At 43.6% G+C, this 17,530-nt stretch carries 15 protein-coding genes; 5 read left to right on the top strand and 10 right to left on the bottom strand.

From position 1 onward, the window contains the following. Positions 1 to 139: 139 nt before the first annotated feature. From BCU34_RS09135 to sodB, 3 genes are all read right to left on the bottom strand, one after another. Positions 140 to 823: an SDR family oxidoreductase gene (locus BCU34_RS09135; protein WP_048659756.1), complete on the bottom strand. Its 684-nt coding sequence runs from the start codon at positions 821 to 823 to the stop codon at positions 140 to 142. 278 nt (positions 824 to 1,101) lie between these two features. After that, positions 1,102 to 1,605, bottom strand: coding sequence for a VC2046/SO_2500 family protein (locus BCU34_RS09130; protein WP_276606082.1), 504 nt, complete (start codon positions 1,603 to 1,605; stop codon positions 1,102 to 1,104). A gap of 247 nt (positions 1,606 to 1,852) precedes the next feature. Then, positions 1,853 to 2,437: a superoxide dismutase [Fe] gene (sodB, locus tag BCU34_RS09125; RefSeq protein ID WP_004734050.1), complete on the bottom strand. Its 585-nt coding sequence runs from the start codon at positions 2,435 to 2,437 to the stop codon at positions 1,853 to 1,855. Positions 2,438 to 2,706: 269 nt separating this feature from the next. Between sodB and BCU34_RS09120 the strand changes: the two genes are divergently transcribed. Beyond that, entirely contained in the window at positions 2,707 to 3,045 is a 339-nt protein-coding gene (locus BCU34_RS09120) for a Grx4 family monothiol glutaredoxin (protein ID WP_004741702.1), read from the top strand. 98 nt (positions 3,046 to 3,143) lie between these two features. Then, on the top strand, positions 3,144 to 3,773 hold the full coding sequence (locus tag BCU34_RS09115) for a DsbA family protein (protein WP_102478329.1): 630 nt from the start codon (positions 3,144 to 3,146) through the stop codon (positions 3,771 to 3,773). 42 nt (positions 3,774 to 3,815) lie between these two features. On the opposite strand, the gene BCU34_RS09110 is transcribed toward BCU34_RS09115, so the two are convergent. The 4 genes from BCU34_RS09110 to rnt form a co-directional block, all read right to left on the bottom strand. Further along, positions 3,816 to 8,156, bottom strand: a complete 4,341-nt coding sequence (locus BCU34_RS09110) for a transporter substrate-binding domain-containing protein (RefSeq protein ID WP_102478330.1) — start codon at positions 8,154 to 8,156, stop codon at positions 3,816 to 3,818. 46 nt (positions 8,157 to 8,202) lie between these two features. Beyond that, positions 8,203 to 9,546 carry a response regulator gene (locus BCU34_RS09105; RefSeq protein WP_240698009.1) on the bottom strand — a complete coding sequence of 448 codons (1,344 nt, stop codon included), beginning with the start codon at positions 9,544 to 9,546 and terminating at the stop codon, positions 8,203 to 8,205. 412 nt (positions 9,547 to 9,958) lie between these two features. After that, complete coding sequence (locus BCU34_RS09100) at positions 9,959 to 11,284, bottom strand: Na+/H+ antiporter family protein (protein WP_048659751.1); 1,326 nt, start codon at positions 11,282 to 11,284, stop codon at positions 9,959 to 9,961. A gap of 65 nt (positions 11,285 to 11,349) precedes the next feature. Beyond that, entirely contained in the window at positions 11,350 to 11,994 is a 645-nt protein-coding gene (rnt, locus tag BCU34_RS09095) for a ribonuclease T (protein WP_017061178.1), read from the bottom strand. 188 nt (positions 11,995 to 12,182) lie between these two features. On the opposite strand from rnt, the gene motY reads away from it, so the two are divergent. Further along, the gene (gene motY / locus BCU34_RS09090; RefSeq protein ID WP_004734048.1) at positions 12,183 to 13,064 is read left to right on the top strand and encodes a flagellar protein MotY; all 882 of its coding nucleotides are present in this window, start codon (positions 12,183 to 12,185) and stop codon (positions 13,062 to 13,064) included. Between the two features lie 95 nt (positions 13,065 to 13,159). On the opposite strand, the gene BCU34_RS09085 is transcribed toward motY, so the two are convergent. Continuing rightward, entirely contained in the window at positions 13,160 to 13,594 is a 435-nt protein-coding gene (locus BCU34_RS09085; RefSeq protein WP_102478332.1) for a DUF2753 domain-containing protein, read from the bottom strand. Positions 13,595 to 13,794: 200 nt separating this feature from the next. Next, positions 13,795 to 14,211 carry a lactoylglutathione lyase gene (gene gloA / locus BCU34_RS09080; RefSeq protein WP_004734046.1) on the bottom strand — a complete coding sequence of 139 codons (417 nt, stop codon included), beginning with the start codon at positions 14,209 to 14,211 and terminating at the stop codon, positions 13,795 to 13,797. A gap of 904 nt (positions 14,212 to 15,115) precedes the next feature. Here gloA and BCU34_RS09075 point away from each other — a divergent pair. Both BCU34_RS09075 and BCU34_RS09070 read left to right on the top strand, forming a co-directional pair. Beyond that, on the top strand, positions 15,116 to 15,331 hold the full coding sequence (locus tag BCU34_RS09075) for a DUF3892 domain-containing protein (RefSeq protein WP_102478334.1): 216 nt from the start codon (positions 15,116 to 15,118) through the stop codon (positions 15,329 to 15,331). Positions 15,332 to 15,343: 12 nt separating this feature from the next. Then, positions 15,344 to 16,054 (top strand): hypothetical protein, encoded by a 711-nt coding sequence (locus tag BCU34_RS09070; RefSeq protein WP_240698010.1) that lies wholly within the window; start codon positions 15,344 to 15,346, stop codon positions 16,052 to 16,054. Positions 16,055 to 16,336: 282 nt separating this feature from the next. Here the strand turns inward: BCU34_RS09070 and BCU34_RS09065 are convergent, their stop codons facing one another. Continuing rightward, entirely contained in the window at positions 16,337 to 17,215 is an 879-nt protein-coding gene (locus BCU34_RS09065; RefSeq protein ID WP_102478335.1) for a hypothetical protein, read from the bottom strand. Positions 17,216 to 17,530: the final 315 nt, after the last annotated feature.

The following is a 17,530-nucleotide window of genomic DNA, read 5'->3' as shown; positions in this document are numbered from 1 at the left end:
GGGAAAAGATGAAAGCCCCAGTCGAGAGACTGGGGCTTTTTTTATGTTTGGTTCGTTTATAAAACAGATTGAAAGGCGATAGCTCTTGTACTCAATATGAGCTGTGTTCGTCACTATATATTTTGGAGTCGGGAACGGGTTAAACCTCTGCCGCCACAACTCGCCCACTGAAGTAGTCGTTCGAGACAATGTATTCGGTTGTTCTAGTAAGTTCATCTTGCAGCTGCGCCCAATGGCATCGGTTGAGTTTGCCATCAGAGTTATGAACAGCGGGGACAACACCCCCGACTCGAATACCATATGGAGTCAGTTCTTTAGCCCAACTATGGGTAAAGCCAGTGATCATAGAGTTTGCGCTCTCTAAACCGGACATATCGTGAAAGTCATCATGAGATATCACATTCACAATCACGCCTTCTTTATCTTCCTCTCGCAACCTCTCGGCACTAATTTGCCCAAATGCAAAAAGGGTCGATGCCATCGATGAGAGATCATTAATAAAGCTGCTGACAGGCTGATCACCAATTAGGCTTGGCATTGGGGAGCTTATCCAATTGTTGACCAGCACATCAGGTGTAGTGTTGAAGGTCGATTGAATAAAATCATATACGCTGATAATCGCTTGGTTGTCATTGCCTTTGAGCGGGTAATGGTAAACAGAGTCAGAAAATCGGGCACATTGTAAATAAGTTGCCTGAAGTGCTTCTGAGTCCTTATCACAAAGGATGACTGTGGCTCCAAGGTTAACAAAGTGGTTCGCAATCGTCCCTCCCAGCCGCGAGCCAGCAGATGTCACCAATATGATTGAGCTTTTTATTTTCATCCCAGTACCTAAACAAATCGTCCATGTCGAACAAGGATGGGTTAAATTTCATACAATGGGTGTGAATTGGTTCAAACTAAGCTGTACCCATTAATAAGTTTTTATGAACTTAGTGGCACGTCACATTTTGCAGTAACTTCAAGCGGTAACCGACATCTAGTGTTTTTAGCTTGCCTAAGGCTAGTGGTTCATATCACTCGCATGAATGCTTTAATGTGCGCGAGTTAATTCAAGAATAGCGGTGGATAGACAGCGAAAAAGGGAAAGTTAGGTGACCGCTATACTTGAGCTTGAATTTGATACTGACGTTGCGCGGTAGTTAGATCATTGTAGAGCGTGGCATGTGGCAAATCAGGTGATTCCTTGCTTGCTAGTTTGCGTCGGTCATGACCAGAAAGATTTTGATAAACCTCTTCGGGTAAGTCGCCCGTATCTTCAGGCATGAAGGCAAGCGCTTCAGGCTTTAAGTAATGGCTGAGCTTGGCGCTGGCAAGGCTGGCTTGATGAAAATGATTAGATTGTTGAGCTGAAATTTCATACGACGACTGGTTTGAACGCAGTTGTTGAGGTTCTGCTACGCCGAATTGTTTACGGAGGCGATCTTCATTGGTCTCTGTGATTTCAATGGTGTCAATCGGCGTGCAATCACGAACATCATTAGAAAACATAGATAACAGCAACGCGAAATCTGCACGGCGACCTTGCTCAACCGCTTGGCTGATCCCGATGCCGAACTTCAGTTCATTGATGATTCCTGCTTTGTCTAAAGTATGTATTTGCATGTCGCCTCTCATTGGATACACCTTTAACGGCATGGAGTCGGCAAACTTTAGTGTTTAATGACAGGCAAATAGAGAATTTATACAACGGGGGGAAGAACGATATCAATAGGTCGAGAAGTAATCTCTATCGGCAAGTTGATTACGAAATGTCGAGATTTTGTGGAATACGACAGATACAAAAAAGCTCACGCCGAAGCATGAGCTTTCAATAGATAACTCGCTATAAATAGCGCAGCGTAAGTAATAATTACTTAGCTAGGTTCTCTTCTACGAAAGACCAGTTTACTAGGTTCCAGAATGCAGCCATGTAGTCAGGGCGAACATTGCGGAAATCGATGTAGTAAGCGTGTTCCCATAGGTCAACAGTTAGAAGTGGAGTAACACCTTCTTCTGTTAGAGGAGTAGCAGCGTTAGAAGTGTTAACGATGTCTAGAGAACCGTCAGCTTTCTTAACTAACCAAGTCCAAGAAGAACCGAAGTTGTTGATTGCTGAATCAGTGAATTTCGCTTTGAATTCTTCGAAAGAACCGAATGCAGCGTTGATAGCTTCTGCAACAGCGCCAGTTGGTTCGCCGCCTGCTTTAGGAGCAAGACAGTGCCAGTAGAACGTGTGGTTCCAGATTTGAGCAGCGTTATTGAAAACACCACCAGTAGAAGTCTTAACGATCTCTTCTAGTGTTTTGCCTTCAAACTCAGTACCTGGGATAAGACCGTTTAGCTTAACAACGTAAGTGTTGTGGTGCTTACCGTGGTGGAAATCTAGCGTTTCTGCTGAGATGTGTGGTTCTAGCGCGTCTTTCGCGTAAGGAAGAGCCGGTAGTTCAAATGCCATTGCTCAATTCTCCATTGATATGAAAGAGTTAACTCTTTCGATTGCTTCCAGTGATATTATTATTCATGGCTCGCTATACTGCCAACCATGGTCAATTTGCTGACTTGCGATATAGTTTAGCAAGTTTTTACTTTATTAAAAGCTTATTTCATCACTTTTGTGTGAATTGTTAGCTTAGCTTGTTAACCGCTTTTTTTATATGGTTTTTATTCTTTTGGTTTGGGGTAGAATAAAGACAATAAAAGCCGTAATCCATTAACGAGGAAGCAATGGAAACTATCGATAAAATCAAACAGCAAATTGAAGAAAACACTATTCTACTGTACATGAAAGGTTCTCCTAAGCTACCTAGCTGTGGTTTCTCTTCTCAAGCGTCTCAAGCTCTAATGGCATGTGGCGAAAAATTTGCTTACGTAGATATCCTACAAAACCCTGATATCCGTGCAGAGCTTCCTGCTTACGCACAATGGCCAACTTTCCCACAACTTTGGGTTGAAGGTGAGCTAATCGGTGGTTGTGACATCATTCTTGAGATGTTCCAAAAAGGCGAACTTCAGCCAATCATCAAAGAAGCAGCGGCTAAAGTTGCTGGCGATGACGCTGAATAAGTTCTAGCCTTTGCGCTGAATAGTTAAAATGAGGGGCCTTAATTAGGCTCCTTTTTTGTTTGAATTGATCGAATCATTGACTCGATAAGGAATGAACAATGAACGTAAAACTTCATTATGTGCATGATCCAATGTGCAGCTGGTGTTGGGGTTACAAGCCAACACTTGAGTTATTGAAACAACAATTGCCTGCGAGCATTGAGTTTAACTATGTAGTGGGTGGTTTGGCCCCGGATTCTGATGAGCCAATGTCAGAAGAGATGAAAGGCAAGCTGCAAGCGATTTGGAAGCAAATCGAAGCTAAACTAGGGACTGAGTTTAACCATGAATTTTGGACTGAGTGCCAACCTGTTCGTAGTACTTACCCTGCATGCCGTGCTGTGATTGCCGCTGGTTTTCAAGACCACTACGAAGCGATGCTTGAAGCGATTCAACATGCTTATTATCTTCGTGCGATGTTGCCACATAGCCAAGAAACGCATCTGCAGTTGGCTGAAGAGCTAGGTATGAATGTTCAACAGTTTGAAAATGACCTTTCTAGCAAGTTATTGGAAAGTGAGTTAGATGACCAGTTAGGCTTTAAAGAAGCGATGGGAGTATTCTCTTATCCGACTTTAATGCTTGAAGTGAACGGCATCTTTAGTGAAGTTGAATTGGATTACCATTCAACGGAAGCAACGCTTAAGTCTATTCGCGAAATTCTAGTGAGTAATGCTCCCGCTGTGTAATTCAGCGAGAGTTGTCTGTATTGGCGCAATGACTTCTAAGGCTTACTCATAAGAGTAAGCCTTTTCTTTTGTCTGACGTAGTTGGTTTATTTCCTCAGTAAATCGTTCAAATGTGGAATTCACTTCCTCGATTGACGCTTCAATTTTTGATTCGACTTGCTCTAAGTCCGTGTCTTCGGTTACCAGGTCGTTTGCTCGTGCCTCAATGATTGCGAGCGGAGAAGCAATCCTGTCACATGCGACCATTTTCGCTGCGCCTTTAAGTCGGTGCGCTGTGGTTTTTAGTTCCTTGTATTCCTTGCTCGCCCAATATGTTTTTATCCGTTCATTATCTTCAATAAAGCTTGCGGCAAACTCATTAAGCAAGGTCATTACGACATCGTGATCTTCGAAGAGATCGTAGAAGGCGGCGTAGTCGATCACTTGATTGTTGGTATCGCTGAAGGCGTCTTGGGTGATTGCAGGAACGAGATCTTCGCTTGGCTCTCGGCTCTGATTATCCTCGAAACTCTGTTCAATATCTTGGAACAGCATCGAAAATTCATTGGCTTCTTCGTCTTTAGGTGAGGAGTTTGATGAAGCACTGACTTCCTGATTCTGTGCCTTTAATTCCTTTGCATCGTAAACATCAGTTTCACGAACCGGGTTGGAATCGTCGATTGCGGGCAGCCACTTCTCAATGGTTAATCTCATCTGTTTAATAGAAACGGGTTTGACCAAGAAGTCATCCATACCGTGCGCGTAGCAGTTAGCATCTTCACCTTGCACAGCATTTGCCGTCAGCGCGACGATTGGCAGTCTTTGAGTCTCTTGGTTAAGTTCCTCTTTGCGTTGTTCTATTTGACGAATGCTTGATGCAAGTGTGTATCCGTCCATTTCGGGCATGTGGCAATCGGTTAGCAATAGCCCATAGCGTTTATCTTTCAAGGCATTCAGAGCCAGCACTCCGTTATCAACTATGTCGGCATGGACACCAATATTTTCAAGTTGCTTAGCGATGACTTGCTGGTTGATAGGGTGATCTTCCGCGACCAGAATCAGCCTACCATTGTTCTCAGCTTGTTCGCGAGTCTCTTCAGCGATAGGCGCTTTAGCTTCGCTATCCACTGGTGAGATTAGATTGTCGTGACTGACGGGTTTCGTTAGAACATGCACAAGGTTATCGGGTAGCAGCGGATTGACCGACAAGCACCAAGAGTTGCCTAAAGGCTCAGGCGAGAGCATTGGATTTTGGTTGATCACCGTGAAGCGTGTTGAGCTTGTATGTTGTTGAATCCAGGCATCGGTAATCGCCAGTTGTTGCCATACAGACATCGCCACAAAGATGTGTTTTGGCTGATGTTTGACGACCATCTCTTTGAGTAGGTGCTTTTGATTAATATGCAGAACCTTTGGTTCAAGGCCGAAGTGTTTCAGATATCGGCACAGCTCTTCTTGTTGCAGAACGTAACCAACCACATACACCTCGTGAGAGTGATTGCCCACACCTAGTTCAATAGTATTTTCAACATCCGAAGTGCAGAGTAAAGTTTGTGGCAGAGCCAAAGCGTTGTTGACTGCCTGTTCAGGAGTACAAGTTGGGAGAGTAACGGTAACCGTAAAGTGGCTGCCTTTTCCTTCTTCACTCGACAACTCTATGGTGCCATTCATCTGTTCAATCAACTTCAAAGCGATAGACAGCCCAAGCCCTGTGCCCCCAAAACGGCGGCTGGTGGTTTTGTCGGCTTGTTCAAAAGGTTGGAATAAACTTTGTTGTCTGTCTTTCGGGATACCGATGCCCGTATCTGAGACGGTGAGGCTAATTCTCTGTTGATGTTCGTTTTTCTCAATAACGTCGACATGTAACGAAATAGTGCCATGTTCGGTGAACTTAATCGCATTATTGAGGCAGTTATTTAGAATCTGGTGGAGTCGTATGTCGTCTGCAAACAACCACTGAGCGAGGTTTGGGTCTTGCCAATAGTGGAAGGCCAAGCCTTTTTGTTGTGCATGAATGGATTGCGGTTGTACGATGCGCGCTAATACTTTGCCTAATTCAATCTCGGTAGGGTTAAGTTCTAGTTTTCCCGCTTCAATCTTGGAGTAATCGAGTACGTCATTAACGATGTGCAGTAAGTTACGAGCAGACTGATTCAATCCACCGTGTAAGTTCAGCAACTCTTCACTCAGCTGATGTTCCTGCATTAACTCTAATAGCCCTAAGATCCCACTGATTGGGGTGCGAACCTCATGACTGATAGTCGCTAGGAATTGCGACTTAGCAGCGGTGGCACTTTCAGCTTTCTGGCGAGCATTGTCTAAAGCTTGTTGTTGTTTCTTCAGCAGGGTGATGTCTGTTATCACCGTGTTCCATTCTATAGCCTTGCTGTTCGATATCTGGCTATTAAATTTCACCCATTTCACTTCACCAGACGCTAGTTGTACTTGTTGTTCGCTTTCCCAATGCCCAGATTTAATAGCTTCGAGCATACTGGTTTCAAAGTGGGGCAAGTCCTCCTTCGAGATAAGATCAAACAGGTGTTGAGGGTGCTCTTTTACGCTATCCACGGATAAGCCGAATATATCGGTTACACCTGCGCTGACGAAGCTAAACTGGATATTCAAAGCCAGTTTGGGGTTTGTTTGGATATGTTTGAGCACAACCCCGTCAATATTGTCGGCCAATGTTTGTAAATGAGCTTCTGCGGCTTTGGCTCGTTGTTCTGCGACTTTTCGCTGCTCGATTTCCGCTGCCATCTTGCGATTCCAGAATACGATCACGAAGATGACTATAAAGATCCCAAGCCCGATGATCACCGACCATTTAGCCACTTCTCGTGGCGACAAGCCTTCTTGGTATTCATAGGTCAGCCATTTATTTTCCAAGCGCTCAAGTTCATTGTCAGGCAATGCGCTAATGGCTTTGTTGATAATGCTCAGTAGCATGGGATGGCGGAAGTTGACCGCGAGAGCTAAAGGAGCGCTGTTTTGCTCATTAATGGTGCCAGTGATTTTGAATTGCCCTACATAGTTTTGATGCAATAAAGGCGCAGCATGATGAAGTGAAGCAAGCACAAAACTGATTTCGTCTTTCTGTAATGCTTGGAAAGCGCTCACGTGATTGATGTAAGGGACGGCTTGGCAAGTCAGGCAGAGAGAAGGTAGAACTGTTGTGCCTCCAGAATCTTCAATCACACCAATCGCTTCGTTGCCACTTGGCGCAAAGTTGCCTAAGCGATCAGAGCGACTCAATAACACCCATGGTTCAAAACTGTAGGCTTGAGTGAAGTCCATGTATCGCGCTTTATCTGTGGTTGGCGTGATGTTGGTTAGCACCATTGTCTCACCATTATTGAACGCGACCTCTGCCGCTTCTGGTGTTAGGTAAGTGGTACTTTCAAATGATACGCCGAGCACATTACTTATCAGATTTAACACATCAGCAGATAAGCCTGAGTGTTGTTGTTGCTCATTGGTAAAGTCGTAAGGATACCAATTGGCGTGTGTGCCTACAGGGATAGAAGGGTTGTTATCAAGCCAGTTCTTTTCGTCTTGGGTTAAGTTCAATGTTCCATAATCCAGCAACATCGAGTGTTGAGAGGGAGCAAGCCATTGATTGTAAATCGACTGCAGCGAACCTTGCTTGATGTCCTCTAAAGCAAAGTTGATTCGGCTGAGTAGTTTATGTTTTCCTTTTTTGACGGCGAAGTGCAAGTGGTCAGCTGGCAGATCAGGAAGGACTGATAGTGTGAGTGAGTCTTTAGGCTGTTCACGTAGCAGCGCAGAAAGGGCAAGCGCATCCCCAATGTAAGCGTCGACACGATTATCTTCAATCGCCGTGAAGGCCGCTTGCGTGCTGTCTAATGTTGTAATTCGACTATCAGGAAGCAGGCTAGGAAGAAGATCATTGAGCGCAAACCCTTTCTCTAGCGCTAAGTTTGCGGTTGCCAGTTCACTCAAGTCGTTTATTTTCAGGTTTTGAGTAATGACCGCTCGTCGAATCGAGAACATCGGTTCACTAAAGGTCATGTATTCTTGGCGCTCTTTGGTCGAAGAGACACCGACCAACAAATCTAATTCACCCTTTTCAAATGCACTAAGTACGCCGCTAAATGTTGGGTACAGCTCAATCTGATATTTGAAGCCTGCGTTTGCCGATACCTCATCCAACATGCTGATAAGTAGCCCTTCTGAAACTCTGTTCCCAGAGGGAGTTTGATGTTGATAGCTATAAGGAACCATGTTGTAAGAAGGCAGGCCGACACGTAATACAACTTGGTTATTCGACGAGTTTTCTAAAGGTTTGCTTTCAGCAAGGATCTGCAGTGGCCACATGAATACCGTAAGGCAACTCAATAGAAAGGCGACACACCCCGTTTTCGTTTTTGTAGCATTGTTCTGCATAAAGACATCCTGTCGTTTACGTATTCATTTGGGTTTGACTGTGTGCTCAACTAACGGCGGCCAAAGGCTTTTTGGTTAGTGTGGGTAATGCAAAATTGTCTGCTTGCTGTAATGCCATACGCTGCAAAAGGGCGAGGCTGGTTTGGTCTGCTTTTAGGTGGATCTCAATTTGGCGCTTAATTTGCTCGAGCTTGTCTTGTAGGCCCAAGGTTTGATAACACAATGCCAACAAGAAGAAGGCTTCGACATCATTGTCTGAGAACTCATTCATTGAGATGCTCTCAATACGCTCTTTCGCAACCTCTTGCTGATCAAGTTGAATGAGCTGCAAGGTACGGCAAAGCTTCAATAGTGGTTTACTAAGCGCATTCGATTTTTCGGAGTGAGAGAGCCTTTGCCAAGCGGCTTCTGGCTTCCAGTTTACTAACTCTTTTTGAGAGAGGGCTAAACTGTCTACCCACAAGATAAGGGCTCGCTTACCTGCTGAGTCCCAAATCGAATGCGGGACTAATTGGGCTAGCGATTTGAGGTACAGAGTCGCTTGTTCGACATTGTTATCGAGCAATTGAAGCCAAACCATGGTGTTGGTCAGTTCGATGTTGCTGCCATTGACGGTGAGCACTTGCTCAATGAGAGTGTTAGCTGACTCGAAGTCACTGGTATTTAAGCAGATCTTAACCTTAAGCTGTTGTAGCTTGATATTGCGAGGGTTGTCTTCAATCAAGCCATCTATTTGACTGAGGGCGTCGTGATAATGCTGTTTGGCGATATGGATTTCAACGAGCTTGATCTTTGCAGGCTGGTAATCATGGAGCTGCAGCAGTCCATTCAACATGGCTTGTGCTTCATCGAGGTGTTGGTTTTTTATCAGAATGTTCGCCATATAGATGATGGCATCTTTCAATGTCGACGAGTCAGGGGCTTGTCCAAAGAGTGGCTTTACCGCGTTGAGTCCGTTCTTGAGATAGGCCTGCTCTAATGTTGAAAAGTATTGTTGTCGAGAGAGTGCCGACGTAACTCTTTTTATTATGTCATCGGCACGTATTGGTTTAATCAAGTAACCATCAGGCTCGAAGTTAGCATAACCAAAGAAGGTATCTTGGCTGTCATTACCAGTGACGATAAAGACAATCGTTTGTGGCTTGACCAATTCTTTTTGCTGCAAAAACTCAAGCAGTTGTAAGCCATTACTTCCTGAGCCTAAATCGTGGTCAATCAATAAGATATCGAACCGATGTGTGCGGCAAGCCCCAATCGCATTTTGTGCATTGGAAGCACTAATTACATTGTTATTTGGTACGCCTAACTTGATAAGCAGTGCGCGTGTTGCACTTTGAATCACACTGCTGTCATCAATGATGAGATAGCGCGAACGGGCGAGTATATCCATATAGTAGCCTTCTGACGTATTGAGTCTTGCCACTTTATTACCCCAATCGTAGTAAACAACTAATCATCCTAGCTGGTTAAAACGCTCGATAACTGCGTTAGAATTTTTGATTGTAGAATAACTACTTACCAAAAAATCTGCCTTGTTCTCGAACCTTTTTCCTGCGCTATTTCTGAGCATTTACTTACTGTGATTGGTATTCTCTATGAATTAGCGGCTTATTTATTAACCACTTAAGTGTAGAAGTGATTTCAATGAATAGCCATAAGTTGCATATGAATGCGCGCGGGGTAATGTATAGAAAGTGACGTTGGTTCAGAAGGTTAGCGTGTTTGAAAAGATAGGTAAGAATCCAGATACAAAAAAGACCGCACGAGGCGGTCTTTATAAAAGATAGCGTAGGACTCTTTAACTACAGAACCATAGCTGCAATCCAACCGAATACGATCAGTGGGATGTTGTAGTGCAAGAACGTCGGTACTACGGTTTCCCATACGTGCTCATGTTGACCATCAGCATTTAGACCAGACGTTGGACCTAATGTTGAGTCAGAAGCCGGAGAACCTGCATCACCAAGTGCTGCTGCTGTACCTACTAGAGCGATCGTTGCCATTGGTGAGAAACCAAATGCTGCTGCTAGTGGAACGTAGATAGTTGCAAGGATTGGAATCGTAGAGAACGAAGAACCAATGCCCATTGTTACCAGTAGACCAACCACTAGCATAAGTAGCGCTGCTAGTGGTTTATTGTCACCGATGCTAGTTGAAAGAGCTTCAACCAGAGATTCAACGCCACCCGTTTGCTTCATAACTGCCGCGAAACCTGCCGCTGCAATCATGATGAAACCGATCATTGCCATCATATGAACGCCCTTGGTGAAAACATCTTGTGTCTCTTTCCAAGCAATGACGCCACCGAAGGTAAATACCATGAAGCCCGCTAGAGCACCGATGATCATAGAACCCGTCGACAGTTGAACTGTTAGCGCTGCTACGATACCAGCCGCTGCAACTAGGATGTGCTTCTTGTTGATCTCTTTCACTTCTGTTGAAACAACAGTGTGAGAGGTTTCTTTGTATTGGCGAGGCTTACGGTAAGTAAAGAATACTGCGGTAAGAAGGCCGAAGATCATGCCTGCTGCTGGTAACAACATTGCCATAGGTACTTGGCTCGCTACAACGTTTTCAAGACCATTGTCGTGAAGATTTTTAAGCAGGATGTTGTTTAGGAAGATGCCGCCAAAACCAATCGGTAACACCATGTAAGGCGTAATCAGACCAAAAGTAAGCACACACGCAACTAGACGACGGTCTAGGTTCATTTTTGCGAATACGCCTAGTAGAGGTGGGATTAAGATTGGGATGAAGGCGATATGTACAGGAATCACGTTTTGTGAAGACATGGTCACTAAGATCAACGACGCAAGGATGCCGTATTTAAGACCAGTCGATGCTGCACTGTTCTCTTTGCCGTGAATGCGTTTGATAACACTTTGAGCAAGGAGATCTGTGATACCAGAACGTGAGATAGCAACAGCGAATGTACCAAGCATAGCGTAGCTAAGTGCGATAGTTGCACCGCCACCTAATCCACTTTCGAAAGCCGCGACTGCGTCGTTCAAGCCCATACCAGAGGCTACGCCACCGATAATTGCGCTGAACGTGAGAGCAACGACTACGTTTACGCGCATCAAAGCTAAAACAAGCATGATGCAAACTGAAATTACAACAGGATTCATATTATTCTCGGGATGTTGTGTTTTTTATGAAGGCAATACGAGTGAACGTTTACCGACTCTATTTTTTATTCTTCGTCAACAAGAGGCCAACCACCAAGGGCTTTCCATTTGTTTACAATGCCGCAAAATAACTCTGTGGTTTTTTGCGTATCATACAAAGCAGAGTGTGCTTCTTTGTTGTCAAATTCCATCCCTGCAGTGCGGCAAGCTTTAGCCAAAACGGTTTGACCGTAGGCAAGACCACTAAGAGCAGCAGTGTCAAAAGTAGCAAATGGATGGAAAGGGACGCGTTTAAGCTTACAGCGCTCACTTGCCGCATTAACGAAGTTCAAATCGAATGTAGCGTTGTGAGCAACCATGATTGCGCGACTGCAATCTGAAGCTTTTTGTTCTTTTCTCACTAGCTTGTAGATTTCTTTAAGGGCTTCTTGTTCCGACACAGCACCACGTAATGGGCTAAATGGGTCTTTAATTCCGTTAAAGTCTAATGCTGCCTGCTCTATATTTGCGCCTTCAAAAGGCTCAATGTGAAAATGAAGCGTTGATGCAGGGTGCAGATCTCCGTTCTCATCCATTTTTAACGTAATGGCACAGATTTCTAATAATGCATCGGTTTCAGCGTTAAACCCTGCGGTTTCCACGTCGATGACCACTGGAAAATAGCCACGAAAGCGTTTTTTTAGGGTCAGAGCTTCGTTTTCTACAGTCATGTTAGCCCAAATAAGTGTGATTAAGGCTGCATTATTGCAGATAATAGCAGTGATAAAAACTAGGGAAGGGCAATAAATCATAAATTACCTAATCCATTGCGGCTTGATAATTGCATATTTAAACGTGAGAGAAAAATGCGGCAATTGGCTGCATTGTTAAACGAATTGCTTAAGAGATACTCCACTTTATGAAGAAACAACTCATAACAGGTTCAATGCTATTTTCGCTACTTATGTCGTCACCAGTAATGGCACAAGAAAAGCGTTACGGAGCATCTCCTCAACAGTCAACGTGGGAGATGGTGGCCAACACGCCACTCGAATGCCGCTTGGTTCACCCTATCCCAAATTTTGGTGATGCTGAGTTCTCATCTCGCGCGAGTAAAAAAATCATTTTGGACTTTGAGCTTAAAATGCGTCGCCCGATGGGTGCTACGCGTAATGTCAGCTTGATTTCGATGCCGCCACCTTGGCGTCCGGGTGAAAGTGCTGATCGCATGACAACCATTAAGTTCTTCCAACAATTTGATGGCTACGTTGGCGGTCAAACGGCGTGGGGAATCTTGAGTGAGTTGGAGAAAGGGCGCTACCCGACATTCAGTTACCAAGAGTGGCAGAGCCGCGACCAGCGAATCGAAGTGTCGCTGTCGTCGGTGTTATTCCAAGAAAAATACAATGTGTTCAGTGACTGTGTTGCTAACCTGCTGCCTTACAGCTTTGAAGATATCTCTTTCACTATTTTGCACTATGACCGTAACAGTGATCAGCTGAACAAGTCGTCGCGCAAAAGGCTGAGCCAGATCGCCGATTACGTTCGCTATAACCAAGACATCGATCTTGTGCTGGTGGCAACGTACACCGATTCTGTCGACAGCAAAGGTATTAGCCAAAACCTTTCAGAGCGCAGAGCGGAATCGTTAAGAGAGTACTTCAAATCTTTAGGCTTGCCAGAAGATCGTATCCAAGTTCAGGGCTATGGTAAACGTCGCCCGATTGCAGACAACAATTCGCCAATTGGTAAAGACAAGAACCGACGCGTTGTTATCTCTTTAGGTCGTACGCAGGTTTAAGCAGAATAATTGCTTGTTTTGAAATCAGATAGCCCGTCGTAATGACGGGCTTTTTTGTCTTTAAAATTTGGAGCCATTGTCTAAACGCAACTCGTTTAGTTCAAGCGGAAACGAGCGATCATTTCACAGTTGGTCGCGGTATCGATCTTTTCTACCATAGAAGCAATTTTAGGATTGGGATGGCGTTTCATGAAATCGATCAGCGCTTTCTTACAGCAACCAATAGAATCGATAAAGCTGGAACATTGAGTGTTTGGGCACTGCGGGATCAGTGTCAGCACTTTTTCTGAAGCCAATTGAAGATACTTGAGCTCGTATTCGGTATCACCAGCCCATCGCCAGAATTGCGCGAGATTGTGGCAAGAGATCGCAGAGATCAGTAGGCGTTCGTCAGCCTGAATATCGGTACGCTCAGTGATTTCTTCGCTCAAGTTCAATGCTTGCTGATAGTGGAGAATACTTCGTACAGGATCGTCGAGCTGCAATGCAGTATCGGCAAGTAACGTGTGTTTTTCCCATTCGCTAATCATTGTGTTACCTCACTAATCAATAGGCGTTTAATTTAAATGATAATCATTATCATGTAAGGTTTCATTGGTGAGATTGTTAATAATAATTGGTGAAGGGTATTGTTCGTGCGTGGAAACATAAAAAAGAAGCGAGCACAGTGCTCACTTCTTTTTTCATTTCATCAGGCGTTCAAGCCCAAATTCGCAAAGAGGTTGAGGAATTAACCTTCTAGACCGGCACTTGCTTGTTTGTTCTGAATAAGCTCAATCATGTAACCGTCAGGATCTTTAACGAATGCGATGTGAGTAGAGCCGCCTTTAACCGGGCCAGCTTCACGTGTCACATTACCGCCTGCTGCTTTAATCGCATCACACGTTGTGTAGATGTCATCAACACCGATAGCAACGTGACCAAAAGCTGAGCCAAGGTCATATTCAGTCGTGCCCCAGTTGTAAGTCAGCTCAATCACAGCACCTTGAGATTCGTCACCAAAGCCAACGAAAGCCAGTGTGTATTCGTACTCTTTGTTTTCGTTCTTACGTAATAGCTGCATGCCCATTACATTGGTGTAGAACTCGATAGACTTGTCTAGATCACCAACGCGTAGCATGGTGTGTAAAATACGACCGTTTGACATGATTTGCTCCTAGCTTTAATTATGTATACGTTTTTGTAATTCTGTTTTATGCCGCAGGATAAACGCGGTGCTTTTTTGGCCAATAGGCTTGTTAGCTTCTTTCGCTTAGGGCTAACAGCTTATGAGCCTAGACGTCCGTTTTCTCTTTGAACTCCAATTATATTCACTAAAAAATAATCTTACTTAGTGAGTGAGTGAGTGAGTTTCCAAGTATACAAGGGCTCACAAGGCCTTTCTATCTAGACTTTCCTTTACGAAAATAGAAAGATTTGTAAACCTAGTGCTTTAATGGATGAATTCTGTTCAAAATTACCTCCATTATTCTTTACAAAAATAGTAGCAAATTAAAAACGACTGCTCTATAAAATTTCTTTCCAGAAGGCTTTGTAAGGCGATGGCCTCACTGCGTGAAACCATCACCCTGCTAAAAGGGTATTTAGGGGAATGATGGTAAAGTAAAATAATAAAGCCACTCCTGACGCTCGCACAGCTCACTACTCGCTAGGCATATATGATTTTCCTTGACCATCGGTATAACACTCGTATAAGAGCCTCCGTAACTCGCTTTTGGACATTTCCAATTTAGCAGAGGAAAGTGATTCCCTGCCTGCGCATGACTTCTAGTATCCCAAAAAGCAAATGCTACCGTCTCGACCAGTTGCATTTTTGATTGGTTCTGGGCAATTCCTTCCATCCTTAGGCTGTAGTGATAGATTCACCTTATACGGAATTTGCCGCAAAGTATGCAGTATCTTACTCATCTAAGAATTTACATTTACCCTTATCGAGCAGGAGATACTCTTCTGTTTTTAAAGCACACTTCTCCACTACAATCTGTGACTGTTGTCACATTGCAACAAGATAGTTATAATGCATCTGTGTTCATTTGTATAGGGATTATAAAATGGCTAAAGGCTCAAGCATCAAGGGTAACGGCGGCGGATCTAAAGGTGGAAACAGCTCATACACAGTTGTTGGGAGAGGGGCAGTCTCTCGCAGTAAACTTGTAAAAGAAGTCAAACTCGGCAGACATCCAGACACTCATATTATCAACCTATATGGTGTTGAGTATGCTCGAAACAATCCTAACAAAATCAAATCTGATAATATTAATGACTAGAGAGGGAACTTGATGAAAAGAGATATGCACAATAGTGATTCACAGAGTGCCTTTGCATTAATCAAGTTCTTTAGTCAAAAAGAACACTATTTGAGCTTTAAACGTGGAATGAGTTTGTTTCGTACACCTCACTATTATCGTACATGTGAAGATGTTGGTAGAGGCGATAGAAATGAATCGTGCCTATCGTATTGGGATCATAAACTTGGCGGAGATAAGCCAAAGTTCCGAAAGCCAGATGGCTCTGATATTGACTACAATCAACTGAAAAGTGTTCTAGTTTATCCTGCTGACGAGCAATATGATTCTTGGATGCAATCATGGGCTGTTATTAGTCCCCATAATGGCTTTGAACACTCGCTGGAGCAAATGCAACAAGAGTTCGGTTTCTATTTTGTTATACTGCCAGCGAAGAAAATAAAAGACTATGCGAGACTGGTTGAAAAAATTAGCGGTTCTAGAGTTAGTTATGGCTTAGTTCAGTATTCGGATGATCCAAGAGAGCGCTCATTGACAGTGAAAGACGCTAAGCTGAGTTATCAAAAAGAGTTTCGTTTTTTTACTGGCCGATGCTCAAAGGAAGAACTTCAAGACAGATATCTTGATTTACCAGATCTTAATGAATTGCTCTTAGACGCTCAGAGTTTGAAGCTAACATCACCAGATGGTCTTACCAAATATTGCTCTGTTGGTTATAAAGGTACTGTAACTGTTGAGCCGTAAGCGTTGGAGAGACAAAATATGCTAAAAAACGACCGTGCCTTGCTGAATTTGACGTTATCTTTTTAGTATTTGACTCATTAAACATTTCTCTCCGTACTCTGAGCGCCCCCTCCAAAGGATTGGCATAACAATTCAAACGAAAATTACTGGTTGAAAACACCGTTTTACTAGGAATTGGAAGATTCCGTACATCGGTGTTGCGCATCCTGCTATTCGTAGTAATTGGGCTATTTTCTGGCGGGGTTTAGCTGCGTTCTGTTGTGTAAAATCGGAGTGGGACAATTATGTGTTCATATAAATCACGATTACTACTGCCACTATGAGAAGTAATATTGGTAGCTTTGAGGCGGTATTGTTTTTCTTGGACTCCTTAGCTGGCGTCTCCACAGCATTTAAAGTGGATGCGATGTTTCTATCACTTGAAGGGGTTCCTTTTTGTTCTAAGCTATTTCTTATCTCATCATCTTCTTTGAGTTCATCTTTGTAACGGTTAATCACCGTATCTAACGACACATTCAACAATGAACAATAGGTCTTTGCTGTATTAGTACCTTTAACCAATTCATAAACTTCGCTTGGATCAGTAGTTAGCTGGTCAATCAACATGTATTGCGGCCTGCCGATTCTATGCTCCAATAAGTAACCGTTAATAGATCGCTCACGCCCATAGCCAGTGACCAAAAGCCCAGCCACCAACTCTTCCAAAGGTGTTTTTTCTTGACTTTTCTCTCTTTGCACTTGCCTCAGCATAGACTCATAGGTCGAATAGACTAGATCCCAATCTTGCTTTTCGGTCGCTTCAGCTAGGTCAGTATGAGACTCTCTCCATCTAGCATCTGCAATTGGCACATTGACTTCATCAACATTCCATTCTTTTGCTAAATTTTTACGTGCATTTAATACGCCCTTATTAGCTTCATACCAGTCATACCACCAACCATCTGCTAGCGCTTTCAGTTCTTCCAACAGAAACAAATCGCCCTCACGATAGAGGCGTTGATCACCAGACAATGGTTCTTTTCTAGGGTAAATGGGCTTCTTACAAGATTTACACTTCGCTTTACGTTTAGGTGCTCTCTCTAGCTCGTAGTTACAGTAAGGGCATTGAGATGTAGTACCGCAATTAGCCGCTAGCACTTTTAACTGTTCTTTCCTTTTCATAAAACGCTATCCAAGAATCTAAGTCAAACCAATAATCTATCACCATCTTACATTAGAAAATGTTGGTCAATATGATCGTGCTTGTTTAGTGAAGAGCAACAACTCTAAGTAGGAAAGGGGCAGAAGCAAGCTTGCCACATACAGTTCTTAGCTTTAAACTAACGTTGAGAGCCTCGGGTATCCCTGCTTTTTCTTGGATGTACTATTTACTGTCTGGCCAGAAGTAATTGTATCGAATTGAACTTGGCTTAATTGCAAAGCAGACCACCGAGGACATATGATAAGTCTAGGTGCTTTCCCTTCCATATACTTTGG

This window comes from Vibrio sp. 10N.286.45.E10 (assembly GCF_002874195.2).
Taxonomy (GTDB): domain Bacteria; phylum Pseudomonadota; class Gammaproteobacteria; order Enterobacterales; family Vibrionaceae; genus Vibrio; species Vibrio crassostreae.
This window is presented reverse-complemented; position numbering and strand designations above follow the sequence as displayed.

What these genes read in the sequence shown, in the direction of transcription:
- BCU34_RS09075 (WP_102478334.1), top strand. Translation starts at nt 15,116, where the DNA reads ATGGCTAAAGGCTCAAGCATCAAGGGTAACGGCGGCGGATCTAAAGGT.
- BCU34_RS09110 (WP_102478330.1), bottom strand. Translation starts at nt 8,156, where the DNA reads ATGCAGAACAATGCTACAAAAACGAAAACGGGGTGTGTCGCCTTTCTA.
- rnt (WP_017061178.1), bottom strand. Translation starts at nt 11,994, where the DNA reads ATGACTGTAGAAAACGAAGCTCTGACCCTAAAAAAACGCTTTCGTGGC.
- BCU34_RS09100 (WP_048659751.1), bottom strand. Translation starts at nt 11,284, where the DNA reads ATGAATCCTGTTGTAATTTCAGTTTGCATCATGCTTGTTTTAGCTTTG.
- BCU34_RS09135 (WP_048659756.1), bottom strand. Translation starts at nt 823, where the DNA reads ATGAAAATAAAAAGCTCAATCATATTGGTGACATCTGCTGGCTCGCGG.
- BCU34_RS09130 (WP_276606082.1), bottom strand. Translation starts at nt 1,605, where the DNA reads ATGCAAATACATACTTTAGACAAAGCAGGAATCATCAATGAACTGAAG.
- motY (WP_004734048.1), top strand. Translation starts at nt 12,183, where the DNA reads ATGAAGAAACAACTCATAACAGGTTCAATGCTATTTTCGCTACTTATG.
- BCU34_RS09120 (WP_004741702.1), top strand. Translation starts at nt 2,707, where the DNA reads ATGGAAACTATCGATAAAATCAAACAGCAAATTGAAGAAAACACTATT.
- BCU34_RS09105 (WP_240698009.1), bottom strand. Translation starts at nt 9,546, where the DNA reads ATGGATATACTCGCCCGTTCGCGCTATCTCATCATTGATGACAGCAGT.
- gloA (WP_004734046.1), bottom strand. Translation starts at nt 14,211, where the DNA reads ATGTCAAACGGTCGTATTTTACACACCATGCTACGCGTTGGTGATCTA.
- BCU34_RS09065 (WP_102478335.1), bottom strand. Translation starts at nt 17,215, where the DNA reads ATGAAAAGGAAAGAACAGTTAAAAGTGCTAGCGGCTAATTGCGGTACT.
- BCU34_RS09085 (WP_102478332.1), bottom strand. Translation starts at nt 13,594, where the DNA reads ATGATTAGCGAATGGGAAAAACACACGTTACTTGCCGATACTGCATTG.
- BCU34_RS09115 (WP_102478329.1), top strand. Translation starts at nt 3,144, where the DNA reads ATGAACGTAAAACTTCATTATGTGCATGATCCAATGTGCAGCTGGTGT.
- BCU34_RS09070 (WP_240698010.1), top strand. Translation starts at nt 15,344, where the DNA reads ATGAAAAGAGATATGCACAATAGTGATTCACAGAGTGCCTTTGCATTA.
- sodB (WP_004734050.1), bottom strand. Translation starts at nt 2,437, where the DNA reads ATGGCATTTGAACTACCGGCTCTTCCTTACGCGAAAGACGCGCTAGAA.